Origin of the sequence: Cumulibacter soli (assembly GCF_004382795.1) — a bacterium.
Classification (GTDB): Bacteria; Actinomycetota; Actinomycetes; order Mycobacteriales; family Antricoccaceae; genus Cumulibacter; species Cumulibacter soli.
This window is the reverse complement of sequence record NZ_SMSG01000001.1, coordinates 692,929-716,278: the sequence shown is the minus strand read 5'-3', so window position 1 is coordinate 716,278 and position 23,350 is coordinate 692,929. Positions and strand designations below refer to the sequence as shown.

The following is a 23,350-nucleotide window of genomic DNA, read 5'->3' as shown; positions in this document are numbered from 1 at the left end:
TGTCGCGTGCGGAGGTTGTTAAGTCTTCGTCGTCAGCATCGGGCGCGCACATCGCACCCACGCCCATACTGCCATGTAGGCCCCTGCTGTCACTGAACTTCCAGGGGCTCCGACGTAATGGTGCGGCTCGTGGATCCCCGACGGGCCGGGGAGTGCCGTACGTGTGATCCAGTGCATGTCGATGAACCGTCGGAGACAGTTGCCTGAAAGAAGTTTGAACTATGCACCGTTGGCCAACCTTCGATGACTAGGGTAGTCGGATGCATATCGGTGGCATCAGCGCAGGGCGCATACCGCGGGAGGACTCAAACTCTTGGTGAGTGAACAGCCGAGCACGTCAGATTCGAATCGGCCGCAGGACGCGACGAGCCCTGGCGCCGAATCAGGCACGTCGCGTCAATTACCGCCCGATCCGTGGCTGGATTCGCCCGAGCCCGGAGTGCCCGAGCAACCGGCCCCCGTGCGCAATTGGCTTCCGCCGCAGGTGAATCAGCACGACATTCCAGACCCGTGGACGCCGAAAGTGCCACCGCCGCCAGCGCCGATGCCGAACGTCGCGCCCAGCAACACCTCTAGCGGTTGGGCGCATCAGCAGGTGCCGCCGCGTCGTGACCCGGCGCCGATGCCGCGCGCCGTCTCGGATGCCGCACCGCCGCAGTTCGCCTCCTCATCGGAATCCGGTGGCCCGCAGGAGCGGCAGTCACACGTGCAGACCGGTCCGCTGCCGGGCGGAACGCCTGACTCCCAACCGTCGGCTCAGCAACCCGGCGCTTCGCCTGATGGGCGTTCGCAGTCTCAGCAGCCCGGCGCCGTGCCGTACGTGCAGCGCGCACATTACGGGCCGGGAGCGCCGTACGAGATCCCGCGGCTGCCACACGCGAACGAATTGCCTGAGCCCGACAGCCACGCTCAGGTCGGCGAACAGCAGTCGGATTCGCAGAACGCCGACAGTGCGGTCGCAGCATGGCCACAGAACGTGCGTACGTCACAGCCGGTGGCAACCGAGGCGCGGCAGGACCTGGAGCGCCACGTCTCATCGCCCGCAGGTCTCGAGCAGGAGCAAGGCCCACTCGGTCGGCACGCCGTGCCGGAGGATGAGTCAGAGCCGCCGGCGCACGATGGCGCCGCCAGTAGCGAATCGCCGCGACCGACTGACGGTGACGTGACGCCGGGCGCGGACGGCGATGTGAGGTCGACCGCGGACGGTCCGATGTCGCCTGCTCCGGCACACGAGCAACCACAGGGGCGGTCGGCGCCGGAACAACAATCGGGGTGGGAACAGCCCGCTCAGCAACAGCAGGGCCACGATCCGCAGCCGCAGGAACAGCCTGCACCGGGACGGTCGGGGCCCCGACAGCCAGCGTGGGAACAATCGGCGGAGGGGCCAGCGGCGTACGAAGCTGCCACGCCCCCGCAGCCGCAGACCTGGAGCCAGTGGACGCCACCCGGGAACGCCGTACCGCCCGAGCCCGGTCCCGCAGTGCCGCCTGCTGTCCCGACGGCAGGTGCTGATCCGCGCGCGGCCGCGCAACCAGGTGGGCCTGCTGCGCAACAGGGTGGACCCGCTGTGCAGTCGAGTCCATACGCCGCAGCGCAGGCTCCGCAGTCTGGCGCCTTCGCCGTCCCGGCGGAGGTGAATGTCGCCGCAATACCAGCCCATCTGCAAGGGCCGCAGGCGCCGAACTCGATCATGCCGATCGACTTCAACCATGCCGCGCTCGTTCGCGAGAGCAAGCCCGCCCCCGCTGGCGGGTGGCGCCGAGTGCTGTACAAGGCGTCATTCGGCGGGATCAACCTCGGCGCCTCTAAGGAGGAGACCGAGCGCAACGCCCTACTCGACCGTGTCCGCACGCCCATCCATGGGTGCCACAAGATCGCGGTCGTCAGCCTCAAGGGTGGCATCGGCAAGACGACGACGACGTCGTGCCTGGGACTCACGCTCGCGCAGTACCGCGGCGATCGGGTAGTTGCGCTCGATGCCAATCCCGATGCGGGCACCCTGGCTGAACGGCTCACCGGCGTCACCGACGTATCCGTGCGCACCATGCTCGATCACCTGGACGAGATCTCGTCCTTTACCGATATTTCCCGCTACATGTCGCTGGCTGGGCGGTTGCAAGTGCTCGCCTCCGACCAGGACGCCGAGATCAGCGAGGCGTTCGACGAGCGGCAGTACACCGAAGTCACGGACCTGCTTTCGCGGTATTACAACGTCGTACTGACCGACTCCGGCACCGGCATGCTGCATTCGGCGATGAAAGGCACCCTGGAGCAGGCCAACTCGCTGGTGGTCGTGGGTGCGCCGAGCGTCGACGGTTCCTCGCGTGCATCGAAGACCCTGGACTGGCTCGTGGCCCACGGCTACGGCCACCTGGTCTCGCAGTCCGTCGCCGTCATCGCATCGGTCCGGGAGAAATCGAACACCGTTGACATGGCGGTACTGCGGCGGCATTTCGAGTCGCGGTGTCGCGCGGTTGTTGAGATCCCGTTCGACCCACACCTGGTCGTGGGTGGACGGATCGACACCTCGCGACTCAAGCCGGAGACCGAGCACGCGTTTGTCGAGCTCGCGGCCACCGTCGCCGATGGCTTCCAAGGCGCTCGCTAGCCTAGTTGTCGTGCAGCCCACTGCGTGAATTCGGCGCAGACGAATTCGTTCGCTAGGATAAGTTCTTTACGCGATCCATGATTCGGTGATTTGTGCTTTCGTCATTCGCGCGACCGGCTGTTCGACGTACTCAGAACGTCCGCACCATCATCGCCGTCCTGAGTTTCTGCGGTCTAGCGATCTCGCTGCAGCAGACCTCGCTCGTCCCCGCGCTGGCGGATCTGCACCACACGCTGGATACGACTCCGGAGAACGCGTCCTGGGTAGTCACGGTGACGCTGTTGACCAGCGCGGTGAGCATGCCGATCATTTCGCGGCTGGCCGACATGTTCGGCAAGCGCAAGATGCTGGTACTGAGCCTCGCCTTCGTCACGATCGGGTCGATCGTGGGTGCCATCGGCGGATCGTTGTTCATGGTGTTGCTCGGCCGTGGCCTACAAGGCCTGAGTTTCGCGATCGTGCCAGTGGGCATCAGCGTGATGCGCGACCTGCTACCCAAAGAACGCATTGGCGCAGCCGTCGGCATGATGAGCGCGACAATGGGGATCGGCGGCGCAATCGGACCGCCGTTGGGCGGATTCGTTTACAGCAACCTCGGGCTGAACATGGTGTTCGTGCTCAGCGCGGTCGTGGGTGTCATCCTGCTAGTGCTGATCCTGTTTGTGGTGGAGGAGTCCACGGTTCGCTCGCCCGGGCGGGTTGATTACGTTGGCTCGCTGCTGTTGTCGGCCGCCATGCTCGCGTTGCTGTTGGCGATTTCGAAGGGCTCGACATGGGGCTGGGGCAGCAGCGTGACCATCGGGCTGTTCATTGCATCCGCGGTGATTCTCGTCGGCTGGATCCCGTTCGAGTTGCGTCGAACAGACCCCTTGGTCGATTTGCGCACCATGTCTCGGCGTCCGGTCATGCTGACGAACATTGCCACCGTGCTGATCGGGTTCAGCATGTTCGGGCAAATGCTCGGCGCAATGCAGATGCTCACGCTGCCCGAAAGCCCCGGCGCCGGCTTTGGGATGTCCCCTGCGCAGGCGGGGTTGTTTCTGCTGCCGTCCGGTGTGCTGATGGTCGCGCTAGCGCCGGTCTCGGCGATCATCTCGCACCGTCGTGGTGCGAAGGTCACGCTGATCACCGGCGGAATGCTGATCGCCGTGGGGTACCTGCTGATGGTGTTCACAGGTCGCTCGCTGGTGTTGTTACTGATCGCGATCTGCCTGAGCAGTTCGGGTGTCGCGTTGGCGTACGCCGCCCTGCCGACGCTGATTATGCGCGCCGTGCCCGTCACCGAAACGGCGTCCGCGAATGGTCTGAACGCGTTGCTGCGCAGTGTCGGGACGTCGTGCTCATCCGCGGTAGTTGCGATGATTCTGGCCGCGGAGGTGATCGAGGTGGATGGCGCTGATGTGCCGACCGACCACGCGTTCCGGCTCATCTTCGCCGCGTCAATGTTCGCGGCCATCGCCGGGACCCTTGTCGCCTTCGCGCTCCCCAGGCACCGCGCCGACCTCAGCGACGAAGAGGCGTTTACCGAAGTCGAGGACCCGGGCGCCGAGTTCGACGCGCCCCAGACGGCTGCCGAGCGGGCGGAGCTCGCCCAGCGCCACGACGGCTCGGACGAGGCGCCAGCAGACCGACCCGCCGGCAGGGCGTAGGCGCTCCCACTGGGCCCACTTCCCCGCCATACTCACGCGGCCGCCGGACAACGTGGAAGTGGGGTAACGGATGACCGTCGCCGAGGCCAGCGTTGCCACGTCCGTGTACTGGCGGATGCCGGCCGTGATGCGCTAACGCGCGAGGTCGGCATCCGGGGCGCGCTCGGCGATCAGTTCAGCGGGGTGGTGCGCGATTCCCTCGGCATCGGCGAACAGTAGCCGCGCGGAGACTCCGGTCTGTGCGTCGACGAACAGCGGCGAATGACTGCCCGGGCGCGCCAGGTACTGTCGCCCCCAATCGGCGAGCGATGCGATGACGATGCTCAGTGCCCGGCCCGACTCGGTCAATACGTACTCGTCGCGGGTCCGCGCTCCCGGCGCCTGGTAAGTACGCCGCTCCATCAGTCCCTCAGCAACGACGTGTCGCAGCCGTTTGGTCAAGATGTTGGGGGCGATTCCTAGAGCGTCACGAAACTGTCCGAAGCGCGTTGACTTGGCGATGAGCGCTTCGCGAACAATCAACACCGTCCACGGATCATTGAGCACGGTCAACGCGCGAGCGACCGAACAGTCCGAGGACTTTCCCAGCTCCTTACTCATCGCCTCACGATACGACGCTGACTTGCGCAACGCTACGCAGGTTGCTACGTTGCACTCTGCAAGTCAGCGACTGACAGGACACAACTATGACGTCCGACCTCCGCTTCTACTTCGATCCCGTCTGCCCGTTCGCCTGGATGACCAGCAAATGGGTGCGTCAGGTAATGCGACAGCGGGACTACCGCACCGAATGGCGATTTATCTCTCTTCGCCAGGTCAATGCTGACGTCGACTACGACGCTCACTTTCCGCGTGGGTACGAAGACGGACACACCGCGGGACTTCGGCTACTGCGCGTGTGCCGTCAGGTCCGTACGAGCGAAGGCAACGCCGCCGTCGGCGCACTCTATGACGCCCTCGGCACCAAGATCTTCGAATTGGCTCCGTTGTCGCAGAGCGCAGACGGCGGCGATGAGCGCGGCACGGTTGCCTTCGCCGAGGACGCGTTGCGCGCGGCCGGGCTATCGACGACGTACGCCGCCGCGATCGATGACGACTCGCTCGATCCGCTGATTCAGGTGGAGACGGACGAAGCTCTCGCCGCGGCCGGTAAGGACGTGGGCACCCCGATCATTCATGTCGACCCGCCGCACGGAGTCGCCTTCTTCGGACCGGTGATCAGTCGACTACCCGAAGAAACAGACGCCGCGCAACTGTGGGATCACGTGGTTGGACTCGCACGCTATCCGGGTTTCGCCGAACTGAAACGTAGTTTGCGCGAGCGGCCTCAGTTGCCCGCACTTGGCGTATCCGCCTCAGAAATCGGACCTACCGAAGATTGGCACGGCGGCAGCCGCCGGACCAAAGACCAACGCGGCTGACCGGAGACTGGCCAACTCACTGACCACACCGCCGCATGTCGCGTGGATTGGAATCGAAATGCCGCTATCCGCACAGCCGCTAGAAAAGCGATACACCGACGTTCTAGGTCGCCGGATGGCCTATGTCGACGTCGGAACGGGTGATCCCATCGTGTTCCTGCACGGCAATCCGACGTCGTCCTACCTGTGGCGCAACGTGATTCCACACGTGCAGTCGAGCGCTCGATGCATCGCGCCGGACTTGATCGGCATGGGCGACTCGGACAAACTCGCCGACTCGGGGCCCGACAGTTACCGTTTCGTCGAGCACCGGCGCTATCTCGACGCGCTGCTTCGACAGCTCGGCGTCACCGAGCGGGTGACGCTCGTCGTCCATGACTGGGGCTCGGCGCTCGGGTTCGACTGGGCTAACCGCAACCGCGAGTGCGTACTCGGCATCGCTTATATGGAGGCGATTGTTCGTGAGGTGACCTGGGATGAATGGCCAGAAGCCGCACGCGGCATCTTTCAGGGGTTCCGATCCGAAGCCGGGGAGAAGCTCATCCTCGAGAAGAACATCTTCGTTGAGCGCGTGCTGCCATCGTCGATCCTGCGGACGCTGACCGAGGAGGAAATGGCCATCTATCGAGCGCCGTTCGCTGAGCCCGGAGAGGGTCGGCGTCCCACGTTGACGTGGCCGAGGCAGATTCCCATCGAGGGACAGCCGGACGACGTCTGCCAAATTGTCAACGATTACAGTTCGTGGCTCTCGGGCAGCTCCATCCCGAAACTGTTTGTCAACGCCGACCCCGGCTCGATCCTCACCGGCGCGCAACGCGAGTTCGCCCGCGCGTGGCCAAACCAGCGCGAGGTTACGGTCTCAGGCGACCACTTCATTCAAGAGGACTCGCCCGATGAGATCGGTCAGGCGCTGTCGCAGTGGTATAACTCCATTTCCTGAGCGCAGCGACATTCGGCCAATCAGCGCCTGCGGCGCTCGGTGCGATGTGAGCGTTGTGGGTGCCGGTCGTGAAGTTTCGGTGAGTGGCTCGGAACCTTCTCGCGGCGTTGCACGCTGGTGTGATGACCACATCTATCGGAGGTGACGGAAATGGGCAAGTTCGACCAGATTCTGCGCAAGGCGCAGCAGTTTGCCGAGAAGAATCCCGACAAAATTTCGAAGGTTGCCGACAAGGCCGGCTCGTTCGTGAACAAGCAGACCAAGGGCAAGTACGCCGACAAGGTGGACGGCGTACTGAACAAGGTGGACTCATTCACCGGCAATGAGCGCGATCGCGGCCCCCAGCCCGGCGCGGCAGGTACAGGTTCCGCGGCGGGCAGCGCTGATGGCCCTCGCGCGGACGGGCCAAGCGCGGGGCCAGACGGAGGTTGGCAGGTCGACCGTGAATCCGACAACGGTGACGGTTCGCGCGACGGTCGAGGCACGCCAGCGTAGCCTCCTGGCACGTCGCGAACGAAGCACCTCGCCCGGTGTACTAGCCATCGTTGCTCGTGACCGATATGAATGGGGCAACCTAAAACGTCGCCTTGAAAGGTAATTGCATGTCGGACGATCAACAGAAGGTCCTCACCGAACGGCGCGGGTCGGTGCTCGTCATCACGCTGAACAACCCGGAGAGGTTGAACAGCTGGAGCGGCCCGATGGGCGCGCAATACTTCGGGGCGCTCGATGCGGCCGCTGCCGACCCAGAGATCCGCGCCGTCGTCCTGACCGGCGCGGGCAAGGGCTTCTGCGCCGGTGCCGATATGGGACACCTCGAAGAGGTTGGCGAGGCCGGTGAGACCAACGTCAACGCCGAGCGACCGATTACCTACCCGTTGTCGTTTCCGAAGCCGCTGATCGTCGCGATCAACGGTGCAGCGGCCGGCATGGGTTTGGTGCAGTCGACGATGGGCGACGTCCGCTTCGCGGAGCCGGGCGTGAAAATGACGACAGCGTTCGCCAAGTTGGGCCTGATCGCCGAGCACGGCGTGTCGTGGTTGCTACCGCGGATCGTGGGGACCAGCCACGCGCTGGACCTGTTGATGTCCTCGCGGGTCATCACCAGCGACCGCGCGTACGAGATGGGGCTGGTGAACTTCATTTCGGCGCCGGGCAAAGTCGTCGACGAGGCGGTCGCGTACGCACAGCAACTCGCTGACAGCGTGTCGCCACGGGCGATCGCGGTGATGAAGAAGCAGGTCTATGACCACTTCGATAAGGACTTCGCGGCATCGTTCGAGGAGTCGAACACGCTGATGAACGAAGCGATCGCGACAGGTGAGATCACCGAAGGGGTGGCCGCGTTCAATGAGCGGCGGGCACCGAAGTTCACCGGCCTCTCGGCCTAATCTCGGGTGTTCGGCCGGCGGCCAGTAACGCGATCAGCGGCTGGTCGCCGGTGCTCTGAACGGACTCGGGTTACGCCCAGTGGGGTGCGCGCTTCTCGACGAATGCAGCAATCGCCTCCTTACTGTCGGCGCTGGCGAACGTCGTACACAGGGCCTCAATCTGGTTTTCCACCGAGCGGCGGTAGTCGAGGTCGTTCTGTCGAACGAACGCGCTACGCGCCAGGTTCATCAACTGTGGTGACTTCCCGGCCATCAGCCGCCCGAGTTCGAGTGCCTTCTCCAACAAACGATCGCCGGGTACGGCGTGGTTGATCAGGCCCATCCGTTCGGCTTCGGCGGCACTGATGGGCTCCCCTCCGACGAGCAGTTCGAATGCCTTGGCGCGACCGATGATCTGCGGCAGATGCGCGTTGTGGATCGCGGCGATGAAACCGACGTTGATCTCCGGATAACCGAGGGTGGCCTCCTGCGCGGCGACCACCATGTCGCACGTGATCGAAAGCGTGATCCCCGCCCCGCGGGCCGGCGCATTCACGGCCGCGATGGTCGGTTTGGACAGGTGATATTGGACGTCCATGGTGCCGATATAGAGCTTGCGGATGAAAGCCCGCATCTCGAGCACGTCGGCGCTCCAGGCCCACTTGAGGTCCATCCCGCCGCAGAACACCTTCTCCACGCCGCTGGTGAGGATGATCGCCCCAACGCCAGGATCGGCATCCGCGCGCCGATACGCGTCGTGCAGCGCGTCGAGCATCCGATCGTCGAGTGCGTTGACCGGCGCTTTCTGCATCCGTAGCACCGCGACGCGGTCGATGATGTCGTAGCCGATCAGCTCGGTCTCGCTCACTGTGTCGGTCTCGCTCTCGTGTGGATCTGGATTGGCGGCGGCTAAACGCTATCGGTGCGATGGCCGTTGTGCTGTGGGTGGGCGGGTCGAAACACGAAAACTAATGTATGGTGCCCCCGAAAAGCGGCGATGGTCCGCGCCGTAGAATCGCCTAATGGATTTTCGTCGCATCACCGGCATGCCGCCGTACGTCTTCACCATCATTGACTCACTCAAGGTAGAAGCGCGTCGAGCCGGGATCGACATCATCGACCTCGGCTTCGGAAACCCTGACCTGCCCTCTCCAGAGATCGCTGTGGAGAAGCTGGCCGAGGCCGCGCACAACTCTCGCAACCACCGCTACTCCAGTTCGCGGGGTCTGCCGAACCTGCGCAAGGGGTTCGCCGATCTCTACAAGCGGCGCTTCAACGTCGACCTGGATCCCGAGACCGAGGTCATTTCGACGATCGGGGCGAAGGAGGGTTTCAGCCACCTGATGTGGGTGTTGCTCGAGCCTGGGGATGCGGCGCTCGTACCTGCGCCGTCCTACCCGATTCATATTTGGGGCCCGTTGTTCGCCGGAGCCTCGGTTCGTGAGATCGCGATGGGCACGAATGAGGACCTGTTTGGAAATATCGTTGAGTCCTACGAGTACTCGTGGCCGAAGCCGCGGGTGATCGTGCTGTCATTCCCGCACAACCCGACGACGGCGACGGTAGAACTCGAGTTCTTCCAGCGAGTCGTCGATTTTGCTCGCGAACGCGACATCATCGTCGTACACGACAATGCGTACGCCGACCTGGGCTTTGACGGCTGGAACCCGCCATCGATCCTGCAGGCTGACGGCGCCAAGGAATGCGCCGTCGAACTGTATTCGATGACCAAGTCGTTCTCGATGGCCGGCTGGCGAATGGCGTTCCTCGCGGGTAACAAAGATGTTGTCGGGGCGTTGGCGAAACTGAAGTCGTACTTGGACTACGGCACCTTCCAGCCGATCCAGATCGCGGCCACCGTGACGTTGCAGGAACAGCCGGACTATCCGAGGGAAGTGCAGCCGGTGTACCAGTCTCGGCGCGATGCACTGGTGAAGGGTTTGAACGACATCGGTTGGGAGGTCGAAGCGCCGCGGGGCACGATGTTCTTATGGGCGCCGATTCCCGAGCAATATAAGGAGATGGGGTCGGTCGAGTTCGCGTCCATGCTGGTCAAGGAGGCGCACGTCGCCGTGTCGCCCGGGGTCGGGTTCGGCCCGGGCGGCGAAGGACACGTTCGATTTGCCTTGATTGAGAATGAGGCGCGTATCCGCCAGGGGATGCGCGGACTGAGGCGCGCGCTGCCCAAACTCGGCTAGCCGATTCGCGCTCGCTCAGGCGTGCGCCTATCGCCGGTGCGTCGACGCGGTTCTCTCGCACCCCAGTAACTGCGTACTTTTCAGGTATATGCGAAGAGGGTCTGTTCCTGTCGGCGGCAGGAACAGCCCCTCTCGCGCTCGATGCGGGCTAGGCGCCAGCAGTCTGGTTCGCCGGAGCGTGCTTGACGTCGTCGTCGGTCAGTTCGCGCGTGTAGCAAGCGAACTCGAGCAGGATGCCGTCAGGATCCTGGAAGTACAGCGAACGGACGAATACGCCCGGATGCATTTCCTGAGCCACTGTCGACTCGCTGTCGTCATGGTTGAGGATGACGCCGGTGTTCACGCCGGCCGCGATGAGTTTCTCGCGGTACTCGTCGAACTTGTCCAGCGGAATGGTGAAGGCGACGTGGTTCATCGAACCAACCGCGCTGGTGAGGTCCCCGCCACCGGGCATTCCAGCAGCGGCGGCAATACCGGGCGCCGGGGCTGGAGCGTCGGGGAACCAGAAGAAGGCCAGGTGGTTACCGCCGCCGATGTCGAAGAAGAAGTGCTGGCCGGCGCCGCCGGGGAGCTCGACGGTCTTAATCAGCGGGAAGCCGAGTACATCTTCGTAGAACTCGACGGTCTTCTCCATGTTGGAGCAGACGAGTGCGAGGTGGTTGATGCCGGACACTGCGAACGGTGGGGTTTTCTTCTCAGACACGGTGGCCTCCAAAAGGCGGCGGATGGGTTCATGTGTGGAGTCGTGGCGCCACTCATCGCGGCGGGCTCCAATGGATCAACTGTTACACATCACTGGCGCGCCCGCAACATGTTGTGTACATACTGACGCCTGAGGGGCCCAGATTCTGGCAAATATGACCACCAATGTTGTCGATTGTGTACAAAATGATCTACGCTTTCGAGTATCGGAGCCGCGGGTGTTCATCCTCCCCAATGGGTCCGGCCTACCTCTCTCGTTGACCAGCACCCGCGTCGGCGATCGTCGTAACACCCAGATTGGACCGCTATGAAGTCGAAGATCCACGTCGGAATCGCCGGCGTCTGTCTCACCCTGCTGGTTGCAGCGTGCGGCGACGCACCGGAGTCGAACACGAAGTCCTCAGGCCCGGCAACAAGCGACATACCGACGTCCATCGAGCTAGCGGACGACGTTGATCCGGCCGGAAACTTTCGGTGGGCCACGATCGCGTTCCCGGCGAGTTGGGACCCTACGAAGAGCCTCAGCGGCGGGGACCTGCCGATCTATCGCCCTGTCTACGACCGGCTCCTCGACCTGGACCGGACGGGGCAGCTGCAACCGATGCTCGCGACCGAATGGGAGGTCGCCGAAGACAACTCCTCCGTGACGCTCACCCTGCAGGACGGACTGACCTTCACCGACGGCACGCCGTTCGACGCCGAAGCCGTGAAGTTCAACCTGGAGCGCAACGCCGCCGAAGGCAGCCTGCTGGCAGCCGAGTCCTCGGCGTTCTCCTCGGCTGAGGTCATCGACAAGACGACGATCAAGATCGACGTTTCCTATGGTTTGGGTTCGTACATGACGGCTCTAGGTGTCCGATCCGGAATCATGGTTTCGCCTACCGCAGCCAAGGCGGGAAAGCTTGACCAAGAACCAGTGGGAATCGGCGCATACACGCTGACTGACTTCACGCCGGGCGATACGGCCGAGTTCGAGAAGACCGATGACTATTGGGATCCCGCCGTGCAGAACGTCGCCACCATGACTTACCGGGTAATGATCGACGACCAGACCCGCTACAACGCATTGAAGAGTGGTGAGCTCGACGGGATCTACCTACAGCCGGGACAGATCGATCAGGCCATCGAGGACGAGTTCAACGTCGTATCCAGTGAGGCGAACAACTTCCTCTACATCGCCGTGAACGCAGAAAAAGCACCGTTCGACGAGGAGAGCGCGCGACTGGCGATCCAGTACGCGCTTGACCGGGAAGAGATCGCCCAGGGCCTCTTCGAAGGACACTGCACGCCCAGCATCCAGCCGTTCCCCTCGACGTCTGTCGGCTACAGCGACGAGGTCGGCGATGGACTGGACATCTATCCGCACGATGCCGAGAAGGCCAAAGAACTGCTCTCCGAGGGTGGGGTAGAAGGAGAGATCGAACTGCAGTTGATGACCCCCAACATCACGATGTTCACTCAACTCTCCGAAGTTGTGCAGGCACAACTGGCGGAGGTCGGTATCAAGGCCAGCGTGAAGCCGGTGCCCTCGGCCGAGTTGAGCCAGAACTTCTCTGTCGATCAGACGGTGGAACTAGCGACATTGCCGTACGTCGGAACTCCTGACCCGAACGGTGCGATGGCGTACTTCGCGCCGGGCCACCCGTACAACATCGGGCAGGCCGCTTCGCAGGAAACGGTTGACCTAGCCATGGAGGCGGCGAGTCCAGTCGATCCGGACGAACGCAAGGAACTCTATGCCGAGGTGGCGCAGAGCCTGCTCGATCAGCAGAGCCAGATCATCCCGATTTGCCTGCTGCACCTGGGATCGGCGTACTCGACGAACGTCTCGAACGTCGAACAGCCCGCCTTCGACGCGCCGACCCAGCGCGGCGTCGCGATCTCGGGATAGGCGATGACGGCAGTCGATACCGGCCTGTTTCTCCTACGTCTCGTCGTTGGCGTGCTGCTGATCTGCCACGCGATGCAGAAGGCAACGGGGGCGTTCGGCGGTGACGGGTTTGCGTCGATGGCCGCGCTATTCGACCGGCTCGGGTTCCGGCCCGGCCGGATGACCGTGACGATAGCGATAGCGGCCGAACTCGGCGGCGGCGTGCTGTTGGTGCTGGGTTTGTTCACTCCGCTTGCGGCCGCGGCATTGGCCGGCACGCTCATAGTCGCGGCATCCGTGCACTGGCCGAATGGGGTGTGGGGATCAAAGGGCGGGTATGAGTTGCCGGGCGCGCTCGCGGCCGCGGCAGTAGCGCTGGCGCTCATCGGTCCGGGGCGATTCGCACTTGATCATGCGATGGATATCTATCCGGCGGAGTGGGTGCGCTGGAGCGCGGCGGCGGTTGGGATCGTCGCCGGGCTGGGATTCGTAGCGGCCAAGCCGCTGATGATGCGACTTGGTTCGAGTGAGGCGGGTCCCTAGGCGCGATAAATCCTCGCTGGCGGCTACGTTCATCACAATGATTCGAATAGCTCTACCTGGAGACCTTGAATGTCTGATTTCCTTGACCGTCGCCCACCTAGCCGGGCCGACTTCCGCAAACGAGTGCAAGAGGGCACGGTCATCCTGCCCGGTGCGTACGACGCACTGAGCGCGCGATTGATCGAAGTCGCTGGTTTCGATGGCTGCTACGTGTCCGGATTCGGTGTAGCGGCGGGTCTGCTGGGCCGACCCGACGTCGGCCTCGTCACCGGTACCGAGATGGTCGACACGGTTCGCCGGGTCTGCCAGTCGACCTCGCAGCCGGTAATCGCCGATGCTGACACTGGCTTCGGTAACGAGATCAACGTCGTGCGCACCGTAAAGGACTATGAGCAGGCGGGCGTCGCCGGTGTGCAGCTCGAAGATCAGGTCTACCCGAAGCGTTGCGGGCATATGGCTGGAAAAGAGGTTATCGCTCGCGATGACGCGGTCGCGAAAATCCGGGCCGCGGTCGCCGCGCGTACCGACCCGGACTTGCTGATAATCGCGCGCACTGACGCGATCGCGGTCAACGGCGTGGATGACGCGATCGACCGCGCGAAGGCATTCGCGGACGCCGGGGCCGACGTCCTGTTTGTGGAGGCACCCAAGACGCAGGCAGATATTGAACTCGTGGCCACGCGACTACGCGGATATCCATTGGTGTTCAACTGGGTCGAGGGCGGTAAGACCGAGGTGCTGAGTATGGAGCTCGTGCGCGATCTCGGCTACAACGTAGTGATATTCCCGATCAGCACGATGCTGACTGCCGCGTACGCGATGCGCGCCATGCTCGATTCCCTGCGGGGTACGGGGTCAACGAATGCATCACTGCCGCAGATGGAGACATTCGATGGAGTTACGGATCTGCTGGGTCTCGGTCGAATCCGTGATCTGGAGGCTGAGTTTCAGCAGTAATGGGCAACGGTTGTGCCGACCGGCACGGCTGAGATGAGGGAAGAGGAACGAAATGCCACGCTTGCAGCAGGTTCGTCGTAATGAGTCGGACGCGCCGATCGTTCAGCGCATGTACGACCAGCTTTTTGGTGAGGGAGTCGATCCGGTCGATACGCCTGGAACGGCGACAGGTACGTCCGGTGACTGGTGGACCGTGTTCGCACTCGCGCCCGATGTACTCGAGCATGCGGTTCACGGTTTTCGCCTGTACGCGAACCCCGAGCGCACCCTCTCTCCGGTGCTGCGCGAGCTGGGCCAGACGCGGGCGGGGTGGCTGCGTGGCAGTCAGTTCGTCTTCTCGCAGCACTGTAAGTCATGCCGCAAGCTGGGAATGTCGGAGTCGAAGATCGCAGCTATTCCCGCGTGGCAAACCTCGGACGAGTTCAGTGACCAGGAGCGGGCGGTGCTGGCCTACACCGACGCGCTGGTAGCCGACGGCGGCCGGGTGGCGGACGGCGTGTTTGCGGCACTGAAGACGTTCCTCAGCGACAAAGAGATCCTCGAGTTCACCTATATCACTGCCATGTATGACATGCACGCAGTCATTGCGCGGGCCTTGCGTCTCGAGTTCGACGATCGGGAGGAGCCGATCGTCGAGGTTGCTGCGCCTGAAGGTCATGACGCGACCGATATCGGTGCGGCCACGTCGTAACGTCGTTCGGGCTGTAGTGGGCGCGTAACTGTTGGCTATTGTTGATCCGGTACGACTACCAGCGCAGTCACGTCTCGCCCGAGGCGTATTGAGGACGTGAATGAACCAGGCCCGCGATGCATACGACCGGATCCGTGACGCGATCGTCGAGGGGCGCCTCGCACCATCCGACCGGCTCATTGAGCAGCGGCTCGCTGCTGATCTGAACCTCTCGCGTACGCCGATCCGTGAGGCGCTGCGCCGACTACAGGCCGAAGGACTCGTGATCAGCGAGGCCAACCGCGGGGCGATCGTGCGGCCTGTCTCCGAAGAGGAGATCCTCGACTATTACGAGATGCGGTGTCGGTTGGAGGCATACGCGAGCGAGTTAGCGGCTGAACGTATCGAGCCGGATCAACTCGAACTACTGCGATCGGACGCTGTGGAGTTCGAGCGGGTTGTCGAACACAGCGACTCCACTACCGAATCAATCCGGCAGGTCAACGCGGCGAATAAGCAGTTGCACGGGCGGATCGTGGAAGCGGCGAGGCATCCGAGACTCGCGCAATTGCTGAATCAAGCTGTCGACGCGCCGTTGGTCTTCACGGCCTTTCGCCGCTACCAGATTGACGAGCGACGCCGGTCCGCCCAGTTCCATTACATGATTACCGAGGCCATCGCGAATGGCGAAGGCCGACGGGCCGGAAACCTGATGGCTGAGCACATCATGCAGGGTCGCGATGCTCTCCTGGAGAACCTCGCCGTCACCGAAAAGTAGCCGTCGTCTGGCGAGCCGTCGACCCGGGTCCGAGATTCGATCGTTATCTCGGCGATTGTCAAGCACGTTGACTCAGATCACAGAACGTGTACCTTCAACGCAACTATTTTGACGACACACGTGATCGCGACGAGTTGAAGTGAGGCTGGCCGGAATGCGACTGAGGATCTCCGCTGTGGCACTGGTGATGTTGTTGACGGCCTGTGGGGGAGGGACTTCAGACGACGCAGCCGAAGCCGCGCCGGTCGACCCGAATGGTGAGCTGGTGTACCTGGATGCATCAGGAAATCTCGATCTCGATCCTGCGGGCTCACAGAATGACAGCAGCTTCGCCCAAACCGGCCTATATGCGATCTACGAGCGTCTGCTGACGATGACCCCGGAGGGTGAACTGGAACCGGGACTCGCCACCGAGTGGGGATTCGTTAACGACGAACTGACCGAGTTCGAGTTGACACTCCGCGATGGCGTGACCTTTCACGATGGGGCCGAGTTCAACGCCGACGCCGTCGTCAAGAACATTGAACGCAGCCAGAACCACCCCGCGCCCGGTATCGCGGTCAAGGACGGCGCGGAGAATATCGCGAAGGTCGAGGCGCAGGACGAGATGACCGTCCTTATCACCCTCAAGGAGCCAGACTCGGGACTCGCGTTTCGCCTCGCCACGCAGTTGGGAATGATGATCAGCCCGGATGCGATCGATGGCTCGACAGGTGTTGATCTGGACCCCGTCGGGGCTGGCCCGTACATGGTCGACTCCTATGAGCCGAACGACGAGACCGTGATGTCGCGTTTCGATGACTTCTGGGACGGCCCGGGTGATCGGCCGGCCAAGTTCACCGCGCGGTACGTCGCGGACGACCAAACGCGACTGAATTCCTTGAGGTCCGGCGAGGCGAACCTGGCGCTGGTCTCACCGCGGCAGGTCACCGAAGCCGAGAACTCCGGGCTCGAGGTGACCGTGAATCCCACCAGCAGCGAATGGGTCATGTACCTGAACACCAGCGGTCCGCTGAAGGATCTGAAGGTTCGTCAGGCAGTCAGTTATGCACTCGATCGTGAAGGACTGGCCGAAGCGCTTTCCTTCGGTACGGCGGAACCAGTCGTTCAGGTCTTCCCCGGAGATTCTCCGTATTCGTCTCCGGACGCCGTTGATTACCCGCATGATCCGGACAAGGCAAAGGAACTCCTTGCCGAGGCAGGCACGCCGGAAGTGACGCTCAGTTGGCTGCTGCTCAATACGCCGGAGTACTTGCAATTAGCTGAGGCGATCCAGGCGCAACTTGCGGATGTCGGAATCACGGTCGAATTCGAGACAGTGGATGTCAGCCAGATCGGGCTCTACACCAGCGGCGAGGTCGGTGACGTGATGATGGCCCGTTGGGGCGGTCGAGCAGATCCGCTCCAGACGCTTGAAGTGTTGGTCGGCGAGAACGCCTCGTACGCACCGGCCGGCGTGATCTCCCCAGATCTGGCGGACAAGATCGTCGAGATTCAGGGGATCGCGGACAGCGACGCAGAGGCGCGCACAACTGCCGTGCAGGAGGCGAGCGCGCTCACCACCGAGTTGGTGGCGACGCTGCCGGTCATCACCCGGGCAAACATCTATGCCGCCGAGCCGGGCTGCGTGTTGAACGTGAATCCGTACCTCGGGTCGGGCGCACCGGATTTGCGAGACGTGACCGTGGGCGAAGGCTGCAGCCCCTCCTAGGTCATGCTGCCCTATATCGGACGCCGTCTGTTATCGGCTGTCATCACGCTCGTCATCGTCATGACGATCACGTTCCTCATGCTGCACATGACGTCGGGCGATCCGGCGCGGGCGGCGGCCGGACCGGACGCCGACGAGGCAACTGTTGCTGAAGCGCGCGAACGGTTGGGCCTCAATAAGCCCCTCTACGCCCAGTACTTCTTGTGGGCGGGGAACGTGCTGCAGGGAGACTTTGGGCGGTCGTTCGTCCAAGGTCGCGACGTCATGGACATCATCATGGATCGCTTGCCGGTGACGGCGAGCCTGATCTTGCTGTCGTTGGTATTCGCCATTGTGATCTCGGTTCCGCTGGGAATCATCGCGGCGACCCGTCGCGGCAGACTGACCGACCGGTTCGCCGTGGTCGCCTCATCCTTGGGCATCGCGATTCCGGACTTCTTCCTCGGTCTACTGCTGGTGCTGGGGCTGGCCGTATCTATCCCGATGTTCCCCGCGACCGGCTACGTAGAGTTCACCGCGGATCCGGTTGGTTGGTATCAACACCTTGTCCTACCTGCCATCACGCTGGGGACGGGAGTGGCCGCAGAGTTAACCAGACACATTCGAGCGTCACTGGGTGACGTCCTGGAGTTGGACTACATCCGAACGGCAACGGCGAAAGGTGTCGGGCGACGATCGGTAGTGTTCAAGCACGGTTTCCGCAACGCGTCGATGCCCGTGGTAACTGTGATGGGCGTGCAGATATCCCGCCTGCTGGGCAGCACCGTGGTGGTCGAGACGGTGTTCAATCTGAACGGACTCGGGTCGCAGATCATCAAGTCCATCCTGGAGCGCGATATCCCCGTTGTGCTGGGGATTGGGATCTTCTCCGCGTTCGTAGTGCTGATCGTGAATCTGCTGGTTGACCTGTCGTACGGATGGTTGAGTCCGAAGGTGAGAACCTGATGAGTACCGAACCTACTGTCAATGTGGCGGCGCCGAACTCGGGCGCCAAGAAGCACTCGGAGCGGTTCCGGACAATACATCGATTCGTGCGGCAGCGGCTGGCGTTCGCATCCCTGTGCGTGCTTGTGGTGATGGTGCTACTCGCGCTTCTTGCGCCGGTCATCGCGCCCTATCCTCCGGCGCAAAACAGTCTGCAAGATGCGCTGCAAGGTCCGAGCGGTGCGCATTGGCTCGGCACCGACGATCTTGGCCGCGACATGTTCAGCCGCGTGCTGTACGGGATGCGGACCTCGTTGCTCGCTGCTGCGCAGGCCACTGCGCTCAGCGTGGTGCTGGGCGCACCGTTGGGCATCATTGCTGGATATCTCGGTGGAAAGTGGGACGCCGTACTGTCCCGGATTGCCGATGCGCTCATGACATTCCCTGGCTTGCTGCTCGCCGTGGTCATCGTCGGCATTCGCGGCCCGGGTCTGACGAACGCGATGTTGGCGATCGGAATCGTCTATGCCCCGCGCTTGTTCCGTGTCGCTCGTGCCTCAGCTGCCAGCATCAAGCCCGAGACCTACATCCGTGCGGCGGAAACGCTGGGGTGCAGCAAGACTCGCATCGTGATGCGGCACCTGGTGCCGAACGCGTTGTCGCCGATCGTCGTGCAGATTTCGCTCGCGATGGGTACCGCGCTGCTGGTCGAGGCATCGTTGAGCTTCCTGGGGCTGGGCGTTCAACCGCCCGATGCGAGCCTGGGGTCGCTGCTGGGTCGAGCCGTACCGTACGTATCGCAGATTCCGGTCGCCGTTATCGTGTCGGGTTCGCTGATCGCCATCGCCGTCCTCGCGTTCAACCTCGTCGGTGACGGGATCCGCGACTCGATCGGCCGAGAGCGGAGGTCCTGATATGACGGGTGAAGCGCTACTCGAGGTCGACTCACTGAACGTCGAGTTCCTCCTCAATACAGGGTGGAATCGCGCTGTCCGCGACGTATCGTTCTCGGTTGCCCGTAACGAAGTCTTCGGTTTGGTGGGCGAATCCGGCTCCGGTAAGAGCGTCACCTCGATGTCGCTGCTCGGGCTACTGCCGGCGCACACGTCCCGAGTACAGGGAAGTGTACGGCTGGGCGGTACAGAGTTACTTGGCATGAAGCCCCGTGAACTCGACCGAGTTCGCGGGGATCGAGTCGGAATGATCTTTCAAGAGCCGATGTCGAGCCTGAACCCGGCGTACACCATCGGCGAGCAGATCGCCGAAGTGGTTCGCGTGCACACCGATCGCAATCGCAAACAAGCCTGGGATCGCGCGATCGAGATGATTGATCGTGTCGGCATCCCGAATGCGCGTCGAAACGTGGAGCAGTACCCGCATCATTTCTCGGGTGGAATGCGGCAGCGGGCGATGATCGCGATGGCGCTGGCCTGCTCGCCCGAACTACTCATCGCGGACGAACCGACGACCGCATTGGATGTGACGGTCCAGGCCCTCATACTCGACCTGATCAAAGAACTACAAGGCGAATCGCACATGAGTGTCCTACTCATTACCCATGACTTAGGGGTAATCGCTGAAATTGCCGATCGGACAGCGGTGATGTACGCGGGGGAGATCGTCGAACTCGATAAGACGCCCAAGGTCTTCCACGAGCCGCTGCATCCGTACACCAGCGGGTTGCTGGGATCGATCATCAGCCTGGATGACGACTCGCAGACTGTCGCCACCATCCCCGGACAAGTGCCGTCGATCAAGACCGAGATCCACGGTTGTCGATTCGCCGAACGCTGTTCGTACGTCGAAGAAGCATGTCGAACAAGTGAGGGCATTGAGCTAGCGAAGGTGCACGGTCGAGACGTGCGATGCCGTCGGGCGTCTGAACTTCAGTTGGAGGGACTGTAGTGGAGAACGCGGCAGCGCAAGACGCAGAGACGGTGGGCATTGATCAGCGGCCGGCGCTCGAGGTCACGGACCTGACCGTCACCTACTCGCGCACGCGGGGACTGCTGGGGCGTGAGAAGCAGACGTTGCACGCAGCGACCGAGGTGTCGTTCTCCATCTTTCCTGGGGAAGTCCTGGGGCTCGTGGGAGAGTCGGGATCTGGGAAATCGACAGTCGCTCAAGCGATCGAACGGCTGATTCCGCTGGAAAGTGGATCGATCAAGGTTGCCGGAACCGAGTGGACCGAACTCTCCGGAACGGCACTTCGTGCCGAACGCAAGGCCATGCAGATGGTGTACCAGGATCCGTACTCCTCGCTCAATCCCTCGATGACCGTGCGGCAACTGTTGGAGGAGCCACTGAAGGTGCACGGCATCCAGCCCGCGGACCAATGGCCGAGTCGGGTCCGGGAAATGCTCGGCCTCGTCGGTCTGAACGACGATGCGCTCGAGAAGTACCCTCACGAATTCTCCGGCGGGCAGCGTCAACGCGTCGCCATCGCGCGGGCGCTGATCACCGATCCGAGCGTGCTGATTCTGGATGAAGCCGTGAGCGCGCTCGATGTGTCGACCCGAGGCCAGATCCTCCGCTTGCTGCAGCGACTCAAACAAGAGCTGAGCTCGGCGTACCTCTTTATCGGTCACGACCTTGCCGTGGTGCGCAAGGTGAGCGACCGAATCGCGGTGATGTACCTGGGGCGAATCGTAGAACTCGGCGGGCAGGACCAAGTCATTCACGAATCCCGCCATCCGTACACCGCGGTACTGGTGTCCGCGGTGCCGAATCCTCGGGCCGCGGTCACCTCCGGCGGAGGGCGCCAGGACATGGTCCACGGTGAGCCGCCAGACCCGTGGTCGCCGCCGGTGGGGTGCGCGTTCGCCACCCGCTGTCCGTTCGCGATGGAGATCTGCCGGGAGGTCAAACCCGACCGGTACGCGATCGCGGGCGGTGGTTACTCGGAATGCCATTTGCACACCGAGGGCCCGAAGTTGGCGGGTGCACCGGTGATCGACCTGCGTGATACCGAATGGGATCGCACCGTCGGCGTGCAGTAATGCGTCGCTAGTCGGCGATCATTTCCGGGCCGACCGGCAGCGGAATGGGGCGCTTGGGTGTTCGTCCGTCGCCCATCGAGATTCCCTGACGATGGCGTTTCGCATGCGGCAGCAGGAACTCGCGAAGCCAGGTGCGGTCCTCCCGAAGACGCTGGCGTATGCCCACCGGAGCGGACGACGGCAGATTCTCGCTGAAGGACTCGTCAAAACCGGGGACGCTGAGGGCGAATGCCAGGCCGCGAGCGATGATGGCGTGCCCCTGGCTGGTCGCGTGCAGCCGGTCGGCGTGCCACAACCGAGCGTCAACGCTGACGTCGTAACGGGGCAGGTCGAGCACGCGAACGCCGTAACGTTTGGCTTCCGTGCGGGTGATGTCGTTGAGTTCGAAGACATTGCGACGCAGTGGGCGAACTAACCAGTTCACCGCTGAGGGGTCGGGCATGGTGAAGGTAACGACGTCCGCACCGGATTCGCGCGCCTTTCGGAACAGGTAGGCGACGTGGCCGCGCGCGGCGTGTTTGTTCCAGGAGAACCCGGAAGCGTCGTTGACGCCGGCGACGATCGACATCACGTCGGGCTGCATCTCTAGAGCGACCGGGAGTTGCGTGCGGACATCGGCGAGTTTGTTCCCGCGGATGGCGAGGTTCGCGTAGTCCAGTGGCGCGTCCTGGGCCTGTGCGAGGTGAACCGCGAGCCGGTCCGCCCAGCCCCGGTACGAGCCGCGCTCGCTGGGGTGGCTCGGTGAGAGCGTATGGCCGTTGTCGGCGTACAAGTCGGCGTGGGGTGGGTAGGCGTCTTCAAGGCCTTCGGTGGTGGAGTCCCCAATCGCGACATATCGCCGGTAAGTCATACCGGCGAGTTTACGACCGCCAGCTGGCGATGGCCGCGCCGACCAACTATGTCAGCGAGCGGTCGCGCTGACAAATATGTCAGCGAGCCTCGCGCTCACCGCACCGCAGGTGGTAGGCACGGTGCATGGAGATTTCCTGCGCCCTCGCCACCAGTATGAATACACCCGAACATGCCCGGATCGCGGAGGAATTGGGATACCTGCGGGCGTGGGCTTACGACTCGCCGCCGCTGTACCCCGACGTGTGGGCGATGCTCGCGCTCGCTGCCGAACGGACATCGCGGATCGGACTTGGCCCGGGCGTTCTGGTGCCCAGCCTGCGGCACCCGATGACCAATGCCGCCGCGATTGCGATGCTGCATGAGATGGCGCCCGGTCGGGTGTACGTCGGCGTCGGGGCCGGGTTCACCGGTCGTCGAGCCTTGGGTCAAAAGCCGCTGCGATTCAAGGAGGTCGAGAACTACGTCCGGGCGCTTCGGGGACTGCTCGCAGGCGAGACTGTCGAATGGGAAGGCGCCCCGATCAAGATGCTGCACGGTGACGGGTTCGGGGCTGCGCGGCCGATCGACGTGCCGATCCTGATCGGTGCCGGAGGACCTGTGGGCGCGAAGGTGGCGATGGCGGTTGGTGACGGAACGTTTGCTGCGCGGACGCCGAACCCGCATGTGACGGGCTGGCAGGCGTTGCTGCTGTACGGGACTGTGCTGGAGGAAGGCGAGGATCTCTCCTCGCGGCGCGTCGCTGAGGCCGCCGCGCACGGTACCGCGGTCCGGCTGCACAGCCTGTACGAGGCAGGCGGCGCGGACGCCGTCCGCGACCAACCGGGCGGCGCCCAATGGCTGCAGAGCATCGAGGCATTACCTGCTGACCAACGCCACCTCGCGGTGCACGAGGGGCACCTGGTCAATATGAACGAGCACGATCGCAAGGCGTACGAAGAGTCGTTCAGCGAGATCAAACGGCTGACCCTGACCGGAACCGCGAGCGAGTTACGTGAACGGATCGCCGAACTCGAGGAACGTGGGGCAACCGAGGTCGTGTTTCAACCTGCCGGTACCGATATCGCTGGTGAACTCGAACGTTTCATCGCGGCCGTCGGCTAGTGCCGTCGCGGGTTCATCGCTAGGCCCGAGTTCGCTTGGCGGCTAGGCGGCATCGCC

General features: G+C 63.2%; 22 protein-coding genes. 18 read left to right on the top strand and 4 right to left on the bottom strand.

The genetic code is table 11. The annotated features are described in order from the left end of the window. The first annotated feature begins 316 nt into the window (after positions 1 to 316). On the top strand, positions 317 to 2,608 hold the full coding sequence (locus tag E1H16_RS03405; protein ID WP_134322251.1) for a MinD/ParA family ATP-binding protein: 2,292 nt from the start codon (positions 317 to 319) through the stop codon (positions 2,606 to 2,608). A 92-nt stretch (positions 2,609 to 2,700) separates the two neighbouring features. Next, complete coding sequence (locus tag E1H16_RS03400; protein ID WP_134322250.1) at positions 2,701 to 4,257, top strand: MFS transporter; 1,557 nt, start codon at positions 2,701 to 2,703, stop codon at positions 4,255 to 4,257. A 132-nt stretch (positions 4,258 to 4,389) separates the two neighbouring features. On the opposite strand, the gene E1H16_RS03395 is transcribed toward E1H16_RS03400, so the two are convergent. After that, positions 4,390 to 4,857, bottom strand: coding sequence for a winged helix-turn-helix transcriptional regulator (locus E1H16_RS03395; RefSeq protein ID WP_134322249.1), 468 nt, complete (start codon positions 4,855 to 4,857; stop codon positions 4,390 to 4,392). Positions 4,858 to 4,943: 86 nt separating this feature from the next. Between E1H16_RS03395 and E1H16_RS03390 the strand changes: the two genes are divergently transcribed. The 4 genes from E1H16_RS03390 to E1H16_RS03375 all read left to right on the top strand — a co-directional run bounded on the left by E1H16_RS03390 (position 4,944) and on the right by E1H16_RS03375 (position 8,009). Next, positions 4,944 to 5,678: a mycothiol-dependent nitroreductase Rv2466c family protein gene (locus tag E1H16_RS03390; protein ID WP_134322248.1), complete on the top strand. Its 735-nt coding sequence runs from the start codon at positions 4,944 to 4,946 to the stop codon at positions 5,676 to 5,678. 58 nt (positions 5,679 to 5,736) lie between these two features. Then, the gene (locus tag E1H16_RS03385) at positions 5,737 to 6,618 is read left to right on the top strand and encodes a haloalkane dehalogenase (protein ID WP_134322247.1); all 882 of its coding nucleotides are present in this window, start codon (positions 5,737 to 5,739) and stop codon (positions 6,616 to 6,618) included. A gap of 150 nt (positions 6,619 to 6,768) precedes the next feature. Next, positions 6,769 to 7,113: an antitoxin gene (locus tag E1H16_RS03380; protein WP_134322246.1), complete on the top strand. Its 345-nt coding sequence runs from the start codon at positions 6,769 to 6,771 to the stop codon at positions 7,111 to 7,113. A 107-nt stretch (positions 7,114 to 7,220) separates the two neighbouring features. Next, a complete protein-coding gene (locus E1H16_RS03375) occupies positions 7,221 to 8,009 on the top strand; it encodes an enoyl-CoA hydratase-related protein (RefSeq protein WP_134322245.1) in 789 nt (262 codons plus the stop codon). A 70-nt stretch (positions 8,010 to 8,079) separates the two neighbouring features. Here E1H16_RS03375 and E1H16_RS03370 read toward each other — a convergent pair whose 3' ends face one another. Then, positions 8,080 to 8,856, bottom strand: a complete 777-nt coding sequence (locus E1H16_RS03370) for an enoyl-CoA hydratase/isomerase family protein (protein WP_134322244.1) — start codon at positions 8,854 to 8,856, stop codon at positions 8,080 to 8,082. Positions 8,857 to 9,010: 154 nt separating this feature from the next. On the opposite strand from E1H16_RS03370, the gene E1H16_RS03365 reads away from it, so the two are divergent. After that, the gene (locus E1H16_RS03365; protein ID WP_134322243.1) at positions 9,011 to 10,186 is read left to right on the top strand and encodes an aminotransferase class I/II-fold pyridoxal phosphate-dependent enzyme; all 1,176 of its coding nucleotides are present in this window, start codon (positions 9,011 to 9,013) and stop codon (positions 10,184 to 10,186) included. Between the two features lie 148 nt (positions 10,187 to 10,334). Here E1H16_RS03365 and E1H16_RS03360 read toward each other — a convergent pair whose 3' ends face one another. Further along, positions 10,335 to 10,889: a VOC family protein gene (locus E1H16_RS03360; RefSeq protein WP_243837614.1), complete on the bottom strand. Its 555-nt coding sequence runs from the start codon at positions 10,887 to 10,889 to the stop codon at positions 10,335 to 10,337. Positions 10,890 to 11,195: 306 nt separating this feature from the next. On the opposite strand from E1H16_RS03360, the gene E1H16_RS03355 reads away from it, so the two are divergent. From E1H16_RS03355 to E1H16_RS03310, 10 genes are all read left to right on the top strand, one after another. After that, entirely contained in the window at positions 11,196 to 12,779 is a 1,584-nt protein-coding gene (locus E1H16_RS03355) for an ABC transporter substrate-binding protein (RefSeq protein WP_134322242.1), read from the top strand. A gap of 3 nt (positions 12,780 to 12,782) precedes the next feature. After that, a complete protein-coding gene (locus E1H16_RS03350) occupies positions 12,783 to 13,301 on the top strand; it encodes a DoxX family membrane protein (protein ID WP_134322241.1) in 519 nt (172 codons plus the stop codon). 69 nt (positions 13,302 to 13,370) lie between these two features. After that, positions 13,371 to 14,258: an isocitrate lyase/PEP mutase family protein gene (locus E1H16_RS03345; RefSeq protein ID WP_134322240.1), complete on the top strand. Its 888-nt coding sequence runs from the start codon at positions 13,371 to 13,373 to the stop codon at positions 14,256 to 14,258. Between the two features lie 52 nt (positions 14,259 to 14,310). Continuing rightward, complete coding sequence (locus E1H16_RS03340) at positions 14,311 to 14,949, top strand: carboxymuconolactone decarboxylase family protein (protein WP_134322239.1); 639 nt, start codon at positions 14,311 to 14,313, stop codon at positions 14,947 to 14,949. A 100-nt stretch (positions 14,950 to 15,049) separates the two neighbouring features. Next, a complete protein-coding gene (locus E1H16_RS03335) occupies positions 15,050 to 15,706 on the top strand; it encodes a GntR family transcriptional regulator (protein WP_134322238.1) in 657 nt (218 codons plus the stop codon). Positions 15,707 to 15,860: 154 nt separating this feature from the next. Then, on the top strand, positions 15,861 to 17,417 hold the full coding sequence (locus tag E1H16_RS03330; protein ID WP_134322237.1) for an ABC transporter substrate-binding protein: 1,557 nt from the start codon (positions 15,861 to 15,863) through the stop codon (positions 17,415 to 17,417). Between the two features lie 3 nt (positions 17,418 to 17,420). Then, positions 17,421 to 18,362: an ABC transporter permease gene (locus E1H16_RS03325; RefSeq protein WP_134322236.1), complete on the top strand. Its 942-nt coding sequence runs from the start codon at positions 17,421 to 17,423 to the stop codon at positions 18,360 to 18,362. Further along, positions 18,362 to 19,255, top strand: a complete 894-nt coding sequence (locus tag E1H16_RS03320) for an ABC transporter permease (RefSeq protein WP_166741601.1) — start codon at positions 18,362 to 18,364, stop codon at positions 19,253 to 19,255. The genes E1H16_RS03325 and E1H16_RS03320 overlap by 1 nt, the downstream gene beginning before the upstream one ends. 1 nt (position 19,256) lies before the next feature. After that, positions 19,257 to 20,246, top strand: coding sequence for an ABC transporter ATP-binding protein (locus tag E1H16_RS03315; RefSeq protein WP_134322234.1), 990 nt, complete (start codon positions 19,257 to 19,259; stop codon positions 20,244 to 20,246). Next, positions 20,246 to 21,340, top strand: coding sequence for an ABC transporter ATP-binding protein (locus E1H16_RS03310; protein WP_208378815.1), 1,095 nt, complete (start codon positions 20,246 to 20,248; stop codon positions 21,338 to 21,340). Before E1H16_RS03315 ends, E1H16_RS03310 begins: the two co-directional genes overlap by 1 nt. 7 nt (positions 21,341 to 21,347) lie before the next feature. Here E1H16_RS03310 and E1H16_RS03305 read toward each other — a convergent pair whose 3' ends face one another. Continuing rightward, on the bottom strand, positions 21,348 to 22,190 hold the full coding sequence (locus E1H16_RS03305) for an SGNH/GDSL hydrolase family protein (RefSeq protein ID WP_134322233.1): 843 nt from the start codon (positions 22,188 to 22,190) through the stop codon (positions 21,348 to 21,350). 125 nt (positions 22,191 to 22,315) lie between these two features. Between E1H16_RS03305 and E1H16_RS03300 the strand changes: the two genes are divergently transcribed. After that, positions 22,316 to 23,293, top strand: coding sequence for an LLM class flavin-dependent oxidoreductase (locus E1H16_RS03300; RefSeq protein WP_134322232.1), 978 nt, complete (start codon positions 22,316 to 22,318; stop codon positions 23,291 to 23,293). The last annotated feature ends 57 nt before the right edge of the window (positions 23,294 to 23,350 follow it).